This is a genomic window from Hydrogenophaga sp. R2 (assembly GCF_049843595.1).
Taxonomy (GTDB): Bacteria; Pseudomonadota; Gammaproteobacteria; order Burkholderiales; family Burkholderiaceae_C; genus Hydrogenophaga.
In genome coordinates this window covers 761,332-778,277 of the sequence record NZ_JBBHZN010000001.1, presented here as the reverse complement: position 1 = coordinate 778,277, position 16,946 = coordinate 761,332, and the positions used below count along the sequence as shown (strand labels likewise).

Annotated in this window: 15 protein-coding genes; 9 read left to right on the top strand and 6 right to left on the bottom strand. The window is 69.3% G+C overall.

What is annotated here, in order from left to right; translation table 11 throughout:
* Positions 1-114 precede the first annotated feature (114 nt).
* Positions 115-549, bottom strand: coding sequence for a DNA polymerase III subunit chi (locus WD026_RS03785; protein WP_425722313.1), 435 nt, complete (start codon positions 547-549; stop codon positions 115-117).
* A 4-nt stretch (positions 550-553) separates the two neighbouring features.
* Positions 554-2,044, bottom strand: a complete 1,491-nt coding sequence (locus WD026_RS03780) for a leucyl aminopeptidase (RefSeq protein WP_425722312.1) — start codon at positions 2,042-2,044, stop codon at positions 554-556.
* Between the two features lie 24 nt (positions 2,045-2,068).
* Between WD026_RS03780 and lptF the strand changes: the two genes are divergently transcribed.
* From lptF to WD026_RS03755, 5 genes are read left to right on the top strand one after another with little or no spacing between them, the layout of a single operon-like run.
* Complete coding sequence (gene lptF / locus WD026_RS03775) at positions 2,069-3,169, top strand: LPS export ABC transporter permease LptF (protein ID WP_425722311.1); 1,101 nt, start codon at positions 2,069-2,071, stop codon at positions 3,167-3,169.
* On the top strand, positions 3,166-4,284 hold the full coding sequence (gene lptG, locus WD026_RS03770; protein WP_425722310.1) for an LPS export ABC transporter permease LptG: 1,119 nt from the start codon (positions 3,166-3,168) through the stop codon (positions 4,282-4,284). Before lptF ends, lptG begins: the two co-directional genes overlap by 4 nt.
* A 4-nt stretch (positions 4,285-4,288) precedes the next feature.
* Positions 4,289-4,654 carry a sirohydrochlorin chelatase gene (locus WD026_RS03765; protein ID WP_425722309.1) on the top strand — a complete coding sequence of 122 codons (366 nt, stop codon included), beginning with the start codon at positions 4,289-4,291 and terminating at the stop codon, positions 4,652-4,654.
* Positions 4,651-5,595: a CysB family HTH-type transcriptional regulator gene (locus WD026_RS03760; RefSeq protein WP_425722308.1), complete on the top strand. Its 945-nt coding sequence runs from the start codon at positions 4,651-4,653 to the stop codon at positions 5,593-5,595. The genes WD026_RS03765 and WD026_RS03760 overlap by 4 nt, the downstream gene beginning before the upstream one ends.
* A 1-nt stretch (position 5,596) precedes the next feature.
* On the top strand, positions 5,597-6,784 hold the full coding sequence (locus WD026_RS03755) for a pyridoxal phosphate-dependent aminotransferase (protein WP_425722307.1): 1,188 nt from the start codon (positions 5,597-5,599) through the stop codon (positions 6,782-6,784).
* On the opposite strand, the gene WD026_RS03750 is transcribed toward WD026_RS03755, so the two are convergent.
* Entirely contained in the window at positions 6,785-7,501 is a 717-nt protein-coding gene (locus tag WD026_RS03750) for a (2Fe-2S)-binding protein (protein ID WP_425722306.1), read from the bottom strand.
* A 239-nt stretch (positions 7,502-7,740) separates the two neighbouring features.
* Between WD026_RS03750 and WD026_RS03745 the strand changes: the two genes are divergently transcribed.
* A complete protein-coding gene (locus WD026_RS03745) occupies positions 7,741-8,676 on the top strand; it encodes a FecR domain-containing protein (RefSeq protein WP_425722305.1) in 936 nt (311 codons plus the stop codon).
* Here WD026_RS03745 and hrpA read toward each other — a convergent pair whose 3' ends face one another.
* The gene (gene hrpA, locus WD026_RS03740; RefSeq protein WP_425722304.1) at positions 8,677-12,558 is read right to left on the bottom strand and encodes an ATP-dependent RNA helicase HrpA; all 3,882 of its coding nucleotides are present in this window, start codon (positions 12,556-12,558) and stop codon (positions 8,677-8,679) included. It lies immediately after the preceding gene.
* 58 nt (positions 12,559-12,616) lie between these two features.
* On the opposite strand from hrpA, the gene argA reads away from it, so the two are divergent.
* The gene (argA, locus tag WD026_RS03735) at positions 12,617-13,957 is read left to right on the top strand and encodes an amino-acid N-acetyltransferase (protein ID WP_425722303.1); all 1,341 of its coding nucleotides are present in this window, start codon (positions 12,617-12,619) and stop codon (positions 13,955-13,957) included.
* A 17-nt stretch (positions 13,958-13,974) separates the two neighbouring features.
* Here the strand turns inward: argA and WD026_RS03730 are convergent, their stop codons facing one another.
* Together WD026_RS03730 and WD026_RS03725 are read right to left on the bottom strand one after the other, a co-directional pair.
* Entirely contained in the window at positions 13,975-14,484 is a 510-nt protein-coding gene (locus tag WD026_RS03730) for a disulfide bond formation protein B (protein ID WP_425722302.1), read from the bottom strand.
* Positions 14,484-15,254 (bottom strand): ferredoxin--NADP reductase, encoded by a 771-nt coding sequence (locus tag WD026_RS03725; protein ID WP_425722301.1) that lies wholly within the window; start codon positions 15,252-15,254, stop codon positions 14,484-14,486. The genes WD026_RS03730 and WD026_RS03725 overlap by 1 nt, the downstream gene beginning before the upstream one ends.
* A gap of 202 nt (positions 15,255-15,456) precedes the next feature.
* Here WD026_RS03725 and WD026_RS03720 point away from each other — a divergent pair, with 202 nt between their 5' ends.
* Both WD026_RS03720 and WD026_RS03715 read left to right on the top strand, forming a co-directional pair.
* A complete protein-coding gene (locus WD026_RS03720; protein ID WP_425722300.1) occupies positions 15,457-15,732 on the top strand; it encodes an oxidative damage protection protein in 276 nt (91 codons plus the stop codon).
* A gap of 10 nt (positions 15,733-15,742) precedes the next feature.
* Entirely contained in the window at positions 15,743-16,903 is a 1,161-nt protein-coding gene (locus WD026_RS03715; RefSeq protein WP_425722299.1) for an FAD-dependent oxidoreductase, read from the top strand.
* Positions 16,904-16,946: the final 43 nt, after the last annotated feature.

Sequence of the window (16,946 nt, the reverse complement as noted above, 5' to 3'; positions counted from 1 at the left end):
AAAATCCCGCAGATTTCACGCTGCGAAGGCGCTGCGCGGCAGCCAAGGGTTTTCCTCATGCGTAATCGCAACACCGAATGCCGCATTAGCGGAACCGATGCTGCGGAGGAACCATCATGGGGCGGCGGATGCCAGATCGTGGCGCACCGGCTCGATGCCCTGCACCCGGTAGGTGCGCCAGCGTTCGCGCGCCGGCAACCGGTCCTCGTCGGCCTGGGTCACCACCTCGATCACCCGCTCGAACCGCTCCCAGCCCTCGGCCATGTCGGCGCACAGATTGACCAGCACCTGCCGGCCTTGCGGGTCGGGGGCACCGGTGGCCAGGTGGATGGGCGAGTGGCGCACGACGTCGGGCGCATCGCCCTCGCGGCTGTGGGGCAGAAAGTCGCCCGCCTGGCTGACCCACAGGGCCTGGTCGAGCGGGCCGAGGTCGTCTGCCGCCACCCGCACCCACAGGCGCGCGCCCTTGAGGTAGGCCTTGCGCAGCAGCCGGCAGGCATAGCCCACCCGGTCGGGCGCATTGAAATGAAAGGCAACCTCGGCCGGCATGGGATCAGGCGCGGGTCTTGCGCCGGGCCGGCTTGACGGCTGCCGGGGTCGCTGCCTGGTCCAGGATGAACTGCAGCAGCAGCGGCACCGGGCGACCGGTGGCCCCCTTGGCTGCCCCGCTCTTCCAGGCGGTGCCGGCAATGTCGAGGTGGGCCCAGGGCATGTCGCCCACGAACTTCTGCAGGAACTTGGCGGCGGTCACGGCGCCTGCCGCACGACCCGCCACGTTGCCCATGTCGGCGAAGCTGGACTTGAGGCCCTCGGCGTACTCGTCGTCCAGCGGCATGCGCCACGCCAGGTCGCCACAGACGTCGCCCGCCTTCTGCAGCGCGTCGGCCAGTTCGTCGCTGGCGCTGAACAGCCCGGTGCGCACGGCACCCAGCGCGATCACGCAGGCACCGGTGAGCGTGGCGATGTCGATCACCGCCCGGGGCTTGAAGCGGGCCGCGTACGTCAGGGCGTCGCACAGGATCAGGCGGCCTTCGGCATCGGTGTTGAGGATCTCGATGGTCTGGCCGCTCATGCTGCGCACCACGTCGCCGGGCTTGACCGCCAGGCCGTCGGGCATGTTCTCGCAGCTGGGGATGAGACCCACCACATTGATCGCCGGCTTGAGCTCGGCCAGCGCCGCAAAGGTGCCCAGCACGCTGGCGGCGCCACCCATGTCGAACTTCATCTCGTCCATCTCGGGCGCGGGCTTGATGGAGATGCCGCCGGTGTCGAAAGTGATGCCCTTGCCCACCAGCACCACGGGTGCGTCGCCCTTGGCGCCGCCGTTGTACTGCATGACGATGAAGCGCAACGGCTGTGCCGAACCCTGGGCCACGGCCATGAAGGCGCCCATGCCCAGCGCGGCCACCTGCTTGGGCCCGAGCACTTCGGTCTTGATGCCGCCCTGACGCCCCAGCGCCCTGGCCGCATCGGCCAGGTGGGTGGGCGTGGCATGGTTGCCGGGGCGGTTGGCCCATTCCTTGGCGAACTCCACACCGCTGACCAGGGCCTTGCCCACTTCGAAGCCGGCGCGCACGGCAGCGGCATCGGCCACCGCCACGGTCACCCGCTTGAGGGCACGGGGCTTGGCCGAGGGCTTGGTGGTGGTGTAGGTGTAGCTGGCATCGGCGCTGGCCTGCACCGCCATCCGCACCGCCATGGCGTCGTCGGGCAGACAGCTCAGCACCAGGGCCAGCTTCTCGACGCCCGCCTGCCGCAGGGCGGCCGTGCCGGCAGCCACCGCCTTGCGCACCGCGGCCGCCGACGCATCGCCCGCACGGACCAGCACCACACGGGCGGCCTTGACCCCCTCGACCTTGTAGCCCGCCACCATCTGGCCGACGCCGGACTCCATGTCGCCCAGGGCCAGGACGGCCAGGCGGGTCAGCGCATCGGGGCTCGCGGCCAGCGCCTTGGGCAGGTGGTCGGGCAGGAGCACCAGCAGCGCATCGACCGGCAGCTGCGCTGCCTGGGCCAGGGTGAGGGATTTGAGTTCGAAGTTCATAATCGTGTTTTCCTTGTCCGATCGATGTTATTTCATTCTTCCATCCGCAAAGAGCTGGCCCGCAGCTTCGGCGCGACCCTGGTGGTGCTCTTCACCATCGTGCTGACCATGCTGCTCATCCGCACGCTGGGTGCGGCCTCGCAGGGCAGCGTCAATCCGGAAGAGGTGATGCTGGTGCTGGGCTACACCGTCATCGGGCGCACCCCCACCATCCTCACGCTCGCGCTGTTCATTGCGGTGGTGTTCACGCTCTCGCGCATGTACCGCGACAGCGAGATGATCATCTGGTTCAGCAGCGGCCGCTCGCTCGGGGGATTTCTGGGGCCGGTCATGCGCTTTGCCTGGCCGGTGCTGCTGACCATCACGGTCATGGTGTTCTTCGTGTGGCCCTGGGCCAACCAGCAGACCGACGAGCTTCGCGCACGGTTCGAGCAGCGCGGCGACCTGGAGCGCATCGCTCCCGGCCAGTTCCAGGAATCGTCCAACGGCCGTCGGGTGTTCTTCATCGACAAGGACACGGCCGCCGGCACCGAGGGCCGCAACGTCTTCATCGCCAGCACCGAAAGCGACGGCAGCGAGTCCGTCACGTCGGCGCGCTCCGGCCGGATCGAGACCCTCCAGGACCGTCAGTACCTGGTGCTCAACAACGGGCAGCGGCTCGAGACCTCGCCCCAGGCCGCGCTCAAGGTCAGCGAGTTCGAGGAGTACGGCACCCAGGTGGGCAACGCCGCTCCGGGCCAGCGCGCGGTGCAGCCGCTCAAGGCCCGCAGCACCTGGCGGCTGATCACCGAGCCCGACCGGCTGAACCTGTCGGAGCTGGGCTGGCGCATCGGCATGGCGCTGACCGCCCTCAACTTCGTGCTGATTGCACTGGCCACCACGGCGGGCAACCCCCGGGCCGGCCGGGGCGGCAACCTGTTCTTCACCCTGTTCACCTTCGTGTTCTATTACAACCTGCTCAACATCGGCCAGAGCTGGGTGGCACAGGGGCTGGTGGGGCTGATTCCGTTCATGGTGCTGCTGCACGGCGGCGTGATGGCCCTGGCACTGGCCTGGCTGTACAAGCGCCACCACAACCTGAGCCTGCGTGGCTGGCTGGGTGGCCTGCGGAGGACCCCGGCATGAAGACCTTGCGGCGACTGATCTATGGCGAGGTGCTGCGGGCCGTGGCCTTCGTGCTGATCGCCTTCCTGGCGCTGTTCTCCTTCTTCGACCTGGTGGACGAGCTGCCCGCCATCGGGCGCGCCTCGCCCCTGGATGCGTCGCTGGTGTATGGCCTGCCGCACGCGCTGGGGTATGTGGGCCTGCTCATGCCCAGCCGCATCTACGAGCTCATGCCCATGGCGGTGCTCATCGGCACGGTGTTCGTGCTGGCCCGCATGGCGCAGCACTCCGAATACACCATCCTGCGCACCAGCGGCCTGGGACCCTGGAAGGCGCTGCGCACGCTGCTGGGCCTGGGGGTGGCGTTCGTGGCCTTCACCTTCGTCATGGGGGACTATGTGGCGCCCGTGGCCGACCGTGCCGGCCAGCTGCTCAAGGCCCGCTACCAGGGCAACATCAGCGTGGGCCAGACCGGCGCATGGCTCAAGGAACGCCAGCCCTACAGCAACTTCTCGGTCAACGTGGGTTCGATGTCGGCGCAAGGCGAGCTGCGCAACATCCGCATCTTCGAGTTCAACAACCAGGGCTTCCTGGTGTCCACGGTGCACGCCCGATCCGGCCAGATCGAAGGCGACGAGAGCTGGACGCTGCGCGAGGTGGAGCGGCGCGAGTTCGACGCGGCCGGGCTGGCATCGTCCCGCGTGACGCGCAGCGCGCTGGAGAGCTTCCGCTGGCCCAGCAGCCTGAACACCGAGATGGTGTCGGTGGCCCTGCTCAAGCCCGAGCGCATGCGCACGGCCGACCTGTTCGCCTACATCCGGCACCTGGAAGCCAACGGGCAGACCGCCCAGCGCTACGAGATCGAGTTCTGGCGCAAGGTGTTCTACCCCATGTCCTGCCTGGTGATGGTGGTGCTGGCGCTGCCGTTCGCCTACCTGCATTTCCGCTCCGGCAGCATCACGGCCTATGTGTTCGGCGGCGTGATGATCGGCATCAGCTTCTTCCTGCTCAACAACGTGTTCGGCTACATCGGCAACCTCAACCAGTGGCGACCCTGGCTGGCAGCCCTGTCGCCGGCCCTGATCTATTCGCTGGTCTCGCTGGGTGCGTTCGGCTGGCTGGTCCTTCGGAGGTAGTGCCATGCTCGGTGTGATCGTTTTCGCCCACGGTTCACGCGATCCGCTGTGGCGCCGGCCGGTGGAGTCGGTGGCGCAGCAGATCGCGCAGCGTGATGCGTCCGCTGCGGTGGCCTGCGCCTACCTGGAGCTGTGCGAACCCGACCTGCCCACCGCCGCCGCCGCGCTGGTGGCCCGGGGTGCGACCGACATCCGGGTGCTGCCGCTGTTCTTCGGCATGGGCAAGCACGCGAGGGAAGACCTGCCGGTGCTCATGACGGCGTTGCAGCAGGCCCATCCCGGCGTGTCCTTCCGGCAGCTGCCCACGGCGGGTGAAGACCCCCGACTGACCGCCCTGCTGGCCCAGCTGGCGCTGGAGACCACGGCATGAACCTGCACCAGTTCCGTTTCGTGCAGGAGGCGGTGCGCCGCAACCTCAACCTGACCGAGGCGGCCAAGGCGCTGCACACCTCGCAGCCCGGCGTGTCCAAGGCCATCATCGAGCTGGAAGACGAGCTGGGCATCGAGATCTTTGCCCGCCACGGCAAGCGCATCAAGCGCGTCACCGAGCCCGGCACCCAGGTGCTCAAGAGCATCGACATCATCCTGCGCGAGGTGAACAACCTCAAGCGCATCGGCGAGCAGTACTCGGCCCAGGACAGCGGCACGCTGTCGATCGCCACCACCCACACCCAGGCCCGTTATGTGCTGCCCGGGCCGGTGGCGGCGCTGCGCCAGTCGTACCCCAAGGTCGGCATCAGCCTGCACCAGGGCTCGCCCGACCAGGTGGCCCGCATGCTGATCGAGGAAGTGGCCGAGATCGGCATGGCCACCGAGTCGCTGGTGAACTACCCCGAACTGGTCACCCTGCCCTGCTACGAATGGCAGCACGTGCTGGTGCTGCCGTTCGACCACCCGCTGGTGGACCGCGAACGCATCAGCCTCGAAGATCTGGCCGCCCTGCCCCTGATCACCTACCACCCCAGCTTCACCGGCCGCACCCGCATCGACCAGGCCTTTGCGCTGCGCCACCTCAAGCCCAACGTGGTGCTCGAAGCCATCGACTCCGACGTGATCAAGACCTACGTCAAGCTCGGCATGGGCGTGGGCATCGTGGCCGAGATGGCCATGCAGGGCGAGAACCTCACGCCCGGCCTGGTGGCCCGCCCCGCCGGCCAGCTGTTCGGGCACAACCTGGCCCGGGTGGCCTTCAAGCGCGGCACCTACCTGCGGCACTTCGTGCTGCGCTTTGCCGAGCTGCTGAGCGACCGCCTGAGCCGCGACACCATCATGCGGGCCATGAACGGCACGCCGGACGACTACGAACTCTGACATGACCACGCTCGCCGTCACACCGCCGGTCACGCCGACTCTGCAGTCCCGCCTGCCCCAGGTGGGCACCACCATCTTCACCGTCATGTCGGCGCTCGCCGCGAAGCACGGCGCCGTCAACCTGGGACAGGGCTTCCCCGATTTCGACTGCGACCCGGCCCTGCCGGCCGCCGTGGCCACCGCCATGGCCCAGGGCCACAACCAGTACCCGCCCATGGCCGGGGTGCCGGCGCTGCGGCAGGCCCTGGCGGCCAAGATGCAGGCGCTCTACGGTCTGGCGGTGAATGCCGACACCGAGATCACCGTCACCGCCGGCGCCACCCAGGCCATCCTCACGGCCATCCTGGCGGTGGTGCACCCGGGCGACGAGGTCATCGTGCTGGAACCCTGTTACGACAGCTATGTGCCCAACATCGAGCTGGCCGGCGGCACGGTGGTGCGGGTGCCGCTGACCCCCGGCAGCTTCCGGCCCGACTTTGCGGCCATCGCTGCCGCCATCACGCCGCGCACCCGCGCCCTGCTGATCAACAGCCCGCACAACCCCAGCGGCATGTGCTGGACCGCGGCCGAGATGCAGCAGCTCGAGGCCCTGCTGGCCCCCACCGATGTGCTGCTCATCAGCGACGAGGTGTACGAACACATGGTGTTCGACGGCCAGCGGCACGAGAGCGCCGCCCGCTACCCCGGTCTGGCGGCGCGGGCCTTCATCGTCAGCAGCTTCGGCAAGACCTACCACGTGACCGGCTGGAAGGTGGGCACCGTGGTGGCCCCGGCGCCGCTCACGGCGGAGTTCCGCAAGGTGCACCAGTTCAATGTGTTCACCGTGAACACGCCGGTGCAGCACGCCCTGGCCGCCTACATGGCCGACCCCGCACCCTACCTGAACCTGCCGGCCTTCTACGGCGCCAAGCGCGACCGCTTCCGTGCCGGCCTGGCGCACACGCGGTTTCGCATGCTGCCCGGCGAAGGCACCTACTTCCAGTGCGTCGGCATCGAGGATCTGGCGGTGCCCGAACGCGACCTGCCCGATGGCGCGTTCTGCGAATGGCTCACCACCGAGGTGGGTGTCGCGGCCATCCCGCTGTCGGCCTTTTATGGCAACGGCTTTGACCAGCGCGTCATCCGCTTCTGCTTTGCCAAGCGCGACGACACGCTGGACGAAGCGCTCAAGCGCCTGGCGCGCCTCTGATCAGCAGCGCACCGGGTTGCGGCAGAACTGCTCCAGCTCGCGCACCATGGAGCGGTCGGCCACGGTGCGGCGCACGCCCGAGCCCATCTCCATGCTGAGCTTCATCTCGTACTTGCGGAAGAAGTCGTCGAACAGCTCGCCACCCAGCGTGCCGGTGGCGGTGAGCTGATCGGTCTTGGGGTCGTGCTCCAGCAGCACGGCGCACAGCGGCTGTTCGGCCGGGCCGGCCAGCACCTGGGCGCCGCGCGCCGGGTCGTACTGGCTGTGGTCGGCGCAGCAGTGGATCAGGTCGTTGCCCTTGCTCGGCGTCTGCGGGTTGGACACCCCGCCCTTGCGGAAGCTGATGAAACTCAGCTCCCGGGTCGGATAGACCAGCTTGTGCGCGCAGATGGCCGAAAACGCCACCAGGCTGCGCCGGGGGCCCACGCCGCCGGGCCAGTCGTAGGTCTGCTTGTCGCGGGTGGTCAGCTGCACCGGCTGGGCCGGCTTGCCCAGGTCCAGCAGGAAGACGGGCGTGGCCTCGAAAGGGTAATGGAACACGTAATTGACCTGCGCCTTGAGCGACGAGGCCTTGATGGGCCGGCCGGTGTCGTCGGTCAGCAGCACCCGGCCATACGAGCGGGCCCTGGCCTGAGCGGCCCAGGCACCGGTGGCCAGCGTGGCGGCCAAGGCGCCGGCCCCGATGGCACAACTCTCCACAAAATCCCTGCGATCCATTCCTGTGTCTCCTGTCTGCAGGCGCGCAGTTCACTCGATGGCTTGCCCGCTGTCAAACGGGCGGGAGTATGTCCCAGCAGGGCAACAGGGCAAGCCCCTCATGGGACATGCATCACGCATCGGGCCGCTGCGACGAGCGGCTGCATCTGCCACGCGCCCTACGGCGTAGAGAATTTGTGCCGATACAGCACCTGGCCCTGCACGACGGGGCCAGCCCTCCTCCCTGCACGACCGAGACGATGAAGACTTCCCGCTCCCTGCCCCTCCTGCCCTCCCGCCGCCAAGCGCTGGCCGCTGCCCTGCTGCTGGGTGCTGCTGCCGGGATGCCGACCACCGGCCGTGCCGCCACGCCGGTGGCCGCCGACACCGTGGTCGAGGCCGTTCAACTGCCCGCCTGGGTGGAGCGCAACGGCGACCGCCGCGCCGCCGAGCCGGGGCAACGCCTGCGGGCCGGGGACGTGGCCGTCACGGCCGCCGGCTCGCGCGCCGTGTTGCGCTTGTCCGACAACAGCCTGGTCAAGATGGGCGAAGCCACCGAACTGGCCTTGCAGAACCTGGAAGCCGGCCGCAAGGACGGTCAGGCCCAGATGGCGGGCAAGTTCCGGCTGGTCACCGGCGTGTTCCGCTACGCCACCGACTACCGCAGCAAGGCCCTGGGCGTGAACCGTGACGTGAGCCTGCAGACCGCCACGGCCACCGTGGGCGTGCGCGGCACCGACTTCTGGGCCATGAGCGACGCCGAGCACGACGCGGTCTGCGTGTTCGAAGGTGCCGTGGCGGTCATGCGCGACGGCCGCGACACCATCGCCCTGAACCAGCCCGGCGCGTTCTGGGTGGTGTTCACCGGCCAGCCCGAGAAGCCCGCCGGCCAGGCCACCCCGGCCCAGCTGAGCAAGTTCATTGCCCAGGGCGATCTGCAACCCGGCAGCGGTGTGCTGGTGCAGGGCGGATCGTGGCGCACCGTGGTGGCCACCTTCCCCCGACTGGCCGAAGCCGAGGCCCTGCGCATGCGCCTGCAGAAGGCGGGTTACCCGGCCTCGGTGGCCAACACCGTGCGCGGCCATGAAGTGCGGGTGCAGCAGGTGGCCACCCGCCAGGACGCCGAAGCCCTGCTGCGCAAGCTGCAGGCCGACCCCGCCCTGGGCGCTGCACAGGGCCGGGTGGAAGGCGCCTGATCAGGCGTTGAGCTGGGCCCAGGCCTTGTCGATGCGCTTGAGGCTCACCGGCTGAGGCGTGCGCAGCTCCTGCGCGAAAAAGCTCACCCGCAGCTCCTCCAGCAGCCAGCGCAGCTCCTGCAGCCGGGTGTCCTGCACACCCTTGCGCTCGGCCACCAGCCGCCAGAAGCGCTGTTCCTGCGGCCGAAGTTCGGCCAGGCGGGCGGCGTCGCGGGCCGGATCGGCCCGCAGCTTCTCCAGCCGCAGCTGCACCGCCTTGAGGTAACGCGGCAGGTGCTGCAGCTGGCCTGGGGGCGTCTGGATCAGGAAATTCCGCGGCATCAGCCGGGCGAGCTGCCGCTGGATGTCGACCGCCACGTCGGCCGGCGGCTTGCTGTCCTTGAGCTTGCGCTGGGCCGCCGCGAACTCGGTCAGGATGGCGCCTGCGCTGCGGGCCAGCTCGGCCGCGATCAGGTTCAGGCGCCCCCGGCCTTCGTCCACCCGGCGCTGGAAGCTGGCTTCGTCCACCGGCAGCGGGTCGGCCAGAAAGGCCCGGTCCAGTGCCAGCTCGATCAGCTGGGTGCGCAGCTCCTCCAGCGTGCCGCCACCACTGTCCTTGCCCACCTGCATGTAGGCCGCCGCCATGGCCTGCAGGCCGGGGATGTTCTTTTCCAGGTACTTCAGCGCGTCGCGGATCTGCAGGGCAAACAGGCGCCGCAGCCCGGCCCGGTGCCTGGCCTGGGCCACATCGGGCTCGTCGAACACCTCGATGCGCACCGCATCAACGTCGTCCACCAGTGCGGGGAATCCCACCAGCGTCTGCTGGCCCTGGCGGATTTCCATCAGCTCGGGCAGTTCGCCAAAGTCCCAGCGGGTGTGGCGCTGGCTGGCATCGGCCTTGGGGGTGGCCGGGGCGGGTGCCGGCACGCGGCGCGCCGATGCGGCGGTCGATTCCGCTTCGGGGGTGGGCGCGGGAACAGCCGCTGCCGGCCGCGCCACCTTGAGCGCCGCCAGGGCCTGGAAGGCACCCCGGGCCTGCGCGCCGAGTTCGGCCTTCAGCGCGGCCAGGCTGCGGCCCTGGCCCAGCTGGCGGCCATGTTCGTCCACCACCCGCAGGTGCATGAAGTGGTGCGGCGGCAGCATGTCGGCCTTGATGTCGGCGCGCTGGATGTCGAGCTGGGTGGCGGCCCGCACCTTCTTCAGCAGCGCGTCCATCAGGCTGCCGCTGCCGAACACCTCGGGCTCGCACAGCTCGGCCGCAAAACGTTCGGCCGTGGCCGGCAGCGGCACCAGGCGGGAGCGCGGCCGCTGGTGCAGGGTCTTGAGCAGCGCCAGCACCTTGTCCTTGAGCATGCCGGGCACCAGCCAGTCGCAGCGGTCCTCGCTGGCCTGGTTCAGGGCGAACAGGGGCAGCGCCACCGACAGGCCGTCGCGGGCGTCGCCCGGTTCGTGCAGGTAGCTGCAGGCGCAGTCCACGCCACCCAGGCGGATGGTGCGCGGAAAGGCCTGGGCCGTGATGCCGGCGGCCTCGTGCCGCATCAGCGCCTCGCGCGTGAGGTACAGCAGCTTGGGGTTCTCGCGCACCGCCTGGCCGTACCAGCGCTCCAGGCTGGCGCCGTTGCACACGTCGGCCGGGATCTGGGCGTCGTACCAGGCGAACACCACCTCGTCGTCCACCAGCACGTCCTGCCGGCGTGACTTGTGTTCCAGCTCGGCCACCTGCCGCACCAGCTTCTGGTTGGCGGCCAGGAAGGCCAGACGCGTGTCCCAGTCGCCCTGCACCAGGGCCTCGCGGATGAAGATCTCGCGCGCCCCGGCCGGATCGACCCGGCTGTAGTCCACCCGCCGCTGGCTGTAGACCACCAGGCCGTACAGCGTGGCCCGCTCCAGCGCCGAGACGCGCGCGGCCTTCTTCTCCCAGTGCGGGTCGAGCATCTGCTTCTTCAGCAGGTGCGCCCCCACCTGTTCCAGCCATTGCGGCTCGATGGCCGCGATGCCGCGGCCGAACAGGCGCGTGGTCTCCACCAGTTCGGCGCACACGATCCAGCGGCCCGGCTTCTTGCTCAGGTTGGCGCCGGGGTGGCGGTGGAACTTGATGCCGCGCGCGCCCAGGTACCAGTCCTCGGTGTCGTTCTTGCAGCCGATGTTGCCCAGCAGGCCCGAGAGCATGGACAGGTGCAGCGCCTCGTAGCCGGCCGGCGTGCTGTTGATGGGCCAGCGCTGCTCGGTCACCACCGTGAGCAGCTGGCTGTGGATGTCGCGCCACTCGCGCACCCGGCGCGGGTTGATGAAGTGTTCGCGCAGCAGGTTCTCGTACTGGCGGTGGCTGAGCTTGTGGTCGGTGCCATGGCCGCCCTTGCTGTCTTCCAGCCACTTCCACAGCCGCAGCGTGCCGCTGAACTCGCTTTTTTCGTCGTCGAAGCGGGCATGGGCCTGGTCGGCCTGGGCCTGCTTGTCCAGGGGGCGGTCGCGCACGTCCTGCACGCTCACGGCGGCGGCAATCACCAGCACCTCGGCCAGGGCGCCCCGGTCGCGCGCTTCCAGGATCATGCGGCCCACCCGCGGGTCCAGCGGCAGGCGGGCCAGGGCCTGCCCGGTGGCGGTGAGCTCGTTGGACTCGTCCACCGCGCCCAGCTCGGCCAGCAGCTGGTAACCGTCGGCAATGGCGCGGCGCTGCGGCGCGTCCACGAAGGCGAAGTCTTCCACCGCACCCAGGTGCAGCGACTTCATGCGCAGGATCACACCCGCCAGCGAGCTGCGCAGGATCTCGGGGTCGGTGAAGCGCGGGCGGCCATTGAAGTCGGCCTCGTCGTACAGGCGGATGCAGATGCCGTCGGCCACCCGGCCGCAGCGGCCCGCCCGCTGGTTGGCCGCCGCCTGGCTGATGGGCTCCACCAGCAGCTGCTCCACCTTCTGCCGGAAGCTGTAGCGCTTGACCCTTGCCGTGCCGGCATCGATCACATAGCGGATGCCCGGCACGGTGAGCGAGGTTTCGGCCACGTTGGTGGCCAGCACGATGCGGCGCTGCCCGTGCGGCTGGAAGATGCGGTCCTGCTCGGCCTGCGACAGCCGCGCGAACAGCGGCAGCACCTCGGCGTTGCGCAGCGCGGGCTGGTGCGCCAGGTGCTTGCGCAGGTGGTCGGCGGCCTCGCGGATCTCGCGCTCGCCGGGCAAAAAGACCAGGATGTCCCCGCCCACGCCGCCGCGCCAGAGTTCATCCACGCCGTCGGCGATGGCGGCGTTCAGGTCGTATTCGCGGCTTTCCTCGAACGGACGCCAGCGCACCTCCACCGGGTAGGTGCGGCCCGACACCATCAGCACCGGCGCCTTGCCGCGCGCCGAGGCAAAGTACTCGGCAAAACGGTCGGCGTCGATGGTGGCCGAGGTGACGATGACCTTCAGGTCGGGCCGGCGCGGCAGCAGCTGGCGCAGGTAGCCGAGCAGAAAGTCGATGTTGAGGCTGCGTTCGTGCGCCTCGTCGATGATCAGCGTGTCGTAGGCGCGCAGGTCGGGATCGGTCTGGGTCTCGGCCAGCAGGATGCCGTCGGTCATGAGCTTGACCGAGGCGTCCTTGGACAACCGGTCCTGGAAGCGCACCTTGTAGCCCACCACCTCGCCCAGCGGGGTCTTGAGCTCTTCGGCAATGCGCTTGGCCACGCTGGACGCCGCAATGCGGCGCGGCTGGGTGTGGCCGATGAGCTGACCGCGCTGGCCCGGCTTCGCATTCAGGCGCCCGCGCCCCATGGCCAGGGCGATCTTGGGCAGCTGGGTCGTCTTGCCCGAGCCGGTCTCGCCACACACGATGACCACCTGGTGGTCGCGGATGGCGGCCTCGATCTCGTGCCGGCGTGCGGACACGGGCAGGGCTTCGGGGAACTCGAGGTGCAGGGCGGGGGCGGTCAAGCGGGAACTTCGGTCAAAATCGGGCAACCCGACATTATCCCGCCGCCCTCCCCCGCCGATGTCCAACGTCTTCAATTTCACCTTCGTGCCGTGGTTCCGCTCGGTGGCGCCCTACATCCACAAGCACCGCAGCAACACGCTGGTGGTCGGCATCGCGGGTGAAGCCATCGCGGCGGGCAAGCTGCAGAACATCGCGCAGGACCTGGCCCTGATCCAGAGCATGGGCGTGAAGATCGTGCTGGTGCACGGTTTCCGCCCGCAGGTGAACGAACAGCTGCGCCTCAAGGGCCATGAGGCACGTTACTCGCACGGCATGCGCATCACCGACTCGGTGGCGCTGGACTGCGCCCAGGAAGCCGCCGGCCAGCTGCGCTACGAGATCGAGGCCGCCTTCAGCCAGGGCCTGCCCAACACCCCCATGGCCGGCGCCACGGTGCGGGTCATCTCGGGCAACTTCATCACGGCGCGCCCGGTGGGCCTGATCGACGGGGTGGACTTCATGCATTCCGGTCTGGTGCGCAAGGTGGACACCGACGGCATCCAGCGCACGCTGGACATGGGCGCCCTGGTGCTGCTCTCGCCCTTCGGTTTTTCCCCGACCGGCGAGGCCTTCAACCTGACCATGGAAGACGTGGCCACCTCGGTGGCCGTGGCCCTGCAGGCCGACAAGCTGATGTTCCTGACCGAGGTGCCCGGCGTGCGCGTGGACGCCAGCGACCCCGAGAGCGACATCGACACCGAACTGCCGCTGGCCGACGCCCGCCGCATGCTGGACGGCCTGCCCAAGGCCGAGCGCCCCACCGACACCGCCTTCTACCTGCAGCACTGCATCCGCGCCTGCGAAGGCGGCGTGGACCGCAGCCACATCCTGCCCTTTGCGGTGGACGGCGCGCTGCTGCTGGAGATCTACACCCACGACGGCATCGGCACCATGGTGGTGGACGAAAAGCTGGAGAGCGTGCGCGAGGCCACCATCGACGATGTCAGCGGCATCGTGGCCCTGATCGAGCCTTACGAAAACGACGGCACGCTGGTCAAGCGCGACCGCACCGAGATCGAACGCGACGCGGCCAACTACACCATCATCGAACACGACGGCGTGATCTTCGGCTGCGCCGCGCTCTACCCCTACCCGGAAGAGCGCACCGGCGAGATGGCGGCCCTCACGGTGTCGACCCAGGCCCAGAGCCAGGGGGATGGTGAACGGCTGCTCAAGCGCATCGAGGCGCGGGCCAAGGCCCAGGGGCTGCAGAGCATCTTCGTGCTCACCACCCGCACCATGCACTGGTTCCTCAAGCGGGGGTTCGTTCAGGTCAACGCCGACTGGCTGCCCGAGGCCCGCAAGCGCAAGTACAACTGGGACCGGCGCAGCCAGGTGCTGGTGAAGAAGCTGGGCTGATCAGGCCCGGGCGGGCATCAGCCGCGCGGGCGGCGCACCCAGAGCAGGGCTGCGGTGATGGTGAAGCCCACGAACACCAGGAACGACCAGTTGGCGATCGACAGGCCCAGGAAGGTCCAGTCGATGACCGAACAGTCGCCGCTGCCGCGGAAGATCATGGGCACGGCCCGCTTGAGCGGAAACGACTCGATCATTCCGTAGAAGTCGCGACCGCAGGTCAGCACCTCGGGCGGAAACCACTGCAGCCAGCTCTGGCGGGCGGCGGTGAAGGCGCCGAACACCGCAAAAGCGCCCGCGCCCAGCACCAGACCGTTGCGCAGGCCCGGACGGGCCACGAAGGCGCCGATGCCGGCCAGCACCGCCACCAGGATCATGGCGTAGCGCTGCACGATGCACATGGGGCACGGCTCCAGCCCTACCCCGTGCTGCAGGTACAGGCCGAAAGCCAGCATGGCCACGCAGGCCAGCGCCACCAGACCCAGCACCTTGCGGGGCTGTGCCTCGACGAAGTGCAGCAGCGCGCCCATCAGCTGACGAAGGCGCGTTCGATGACGAAGTCGCCCGGCGTGGTGGTGTTGCCTTCCTTGAAGCCGGACTTCTCGCACAGGGCCTTGAGGTCGCGCAGCATCTCGGGGCTGCCGCAGATCATCACGCGGTCTTCGGCCGGGTTGAGCAGGGGGATGCCCAGGTCCTTGGCGATCACGCCGTCGGCCAGCAGCTGCGGGATGCGGCCCTGGTGCATGAAGGGCTCGCGGGTGACGGTCGGGTAGTACAGCAGCTTCTGCTGGACCATCTCGCCCAGGAACTCGTCCTTGGGCAGCTCGGTGCTAAGCAGGTCGCGGTAGGCCAGCTCGTTCACCTGGCGCACGCCGTGCACCACGATGACCTGTTCGAAACGCTCGTAGGTTTCGGGGTCGCGCACGATGCTCAGGAACGGGGCCAGGCCGGTGCCGGTGCCCAGCAGGTACAGGCGCTTGCCGGGCAGCAGGTAGTCGATGAGCAGGGTGCCGGTGGGTTTGCGGCCCACGATGATGGTGTCGCCCACCTGGATGTGCTGCAGGCGCGAGGTCAGCGGGCCGTCCTGCACCTTGATGCTCAGGAACTCCAGGTGCTCGGCCCAGTTGGGGCTGACGATGCTGTAGGCCCGCAGCAGCGGCTTGCCGTCCACCTTCAGGCCGATCATGGTGAAGTGGCCGTTGGAGAAACGCAGCGAGGTGTCGCGGGTGGTGGTGAAGCTGAAGAGCCGGTCGGTCCAGTGGTGAACGCTCAGCACGCGCTCTTCCAGAAATGCACTCATGGGAAATCCTGTGGAGGGAAGCTCGTATTGTAAAAAGTCGGCCCGCGCCGGGCGGCGGGCGGCCCTGACGGCCTTGCGGACAGCAGGACCTTGCTACAGTGGCGGCCCGGCATCATGCCGCGTCCCGTGTCGCACGGGAACGACGCAATTCTTCTGACCGATATAACTCCGGCTTCTAACGCCGCCCCACCTGAGACCCCACATGGCACGCACCGTTCAATGCATCAAGCTCGGCAAGGAAGCCGAAGGCCTCGACTTCCCGCCCTACCCCGGCGAGCTGGGCAAGAAGATCTTCGAGAACGTCAGCAAGGAAGCCTGGGCCGCCTGGCTCAAGCACCAGACCATGCTGCTCAACGAGAACCGCCTGAACATGGCCGACGCCCGCGCCCGCCAGTACCTGGCGCGTCAGATGGAAAAGCACTTTTTCGGCGAAGGCGCCGACGCTGCGGCCGGCTACGTGCCGCCGCCGGCCGCCTGATCCCCCTGCCGTGACCGATCCGCAGCGCCACGCCGCCGTGGTGGGCGCCGGTCTGGCCGGAGCCGCCCTGGCGCAGGCGCTGGTGGCCCGGGGCTGGCGGGTCGAACTGATCGATGCCGCCCCCGGCCCGGCCCGGGGTGCCAGCGCCCTGCCGGTGGGCATGCTCAGCCCGCACGTCACCCGGGCACCCACCCCCCTCTCCCGCCTGACCGCCCTGGGCGTGCCCACCACCCGCGCCGAACTGGCAGCCCGGGTGCCGCAGGGTGCCGGCTGGCAGGCCTGCGAGGTGCACAACCACGGACACGACCGGGGCGTGTGGCCGGCCGCCCTGGTGCGACCGGGCGCCCTGGTGCAGGCCTGGATCACCGAGGCCGAGGCCTCCGGCCGGCTGACCACCCGATGGAACAGCCCGGTTGCCCGAATCTGTCCCGGCACATCGGCCCACAGCGGCTGGGCGCTGCAGGATGCCGCAGGCCAGACCCTGGCCCAGGCGTCCGTGGTAGCGGTCACCGGCGCCATCGGCAGCCTGTCCCTGCTGGCGTCGGTCGGCCTGCCGCCCGACTGGCTGCCGCTGCGGCCGGTGCAGGGCCAGATGAGCCTGGCCGCCCTCGACGGACCGGCCCTGGCCGACGGGCCGCAACGCGACAACGGCGTGTTCGTGCCCTCGTACCAGGACAGCGGGCTGGGCCCGCAGTGGCCAGCCTCCATCTGGTCCATGGGCTCCACCTACGAGCGCGGCGCCACCCACACCGATGTGCGAGACACCGCCCACCAGCGCAATCTGGACAGCCTGCGGGCCCTGCACCCGGCCGGGGCCGACGCGTTTGAACACACCTGGCGGGCCGGACGGCTGCTGGGCTGGGCCCAGGTGCGCTGCGCCTCGCTGGACCGGCTGCCGCTGTGCGGCGCCCTGCCCGATGCCGCCGCGCTGCAGGCCGAGCGGGCCCGCCCGGAACGCCGCCGCTGGCGCCCCGGCCCCACCGACACGCCGCGCCTGCCCGGCCTGTTCACCCTGTGCGCGCTGGGTTCCCGTGGGCTGACCCTGGCCGCCTGGTGCGCCCAGCGCCTGGCGGAACAGATGGACGGTGCCGAGGTGCAGGCCGATGCCGATCTGTGGGCGGCCATCGACCCGGCCCGCTTCGGCTGGCGCCAGAGCCGCCGCGCTGGCTGATTCCTTATTCTCGTGCGGCATACCCGCATGAATAAAAAATCGT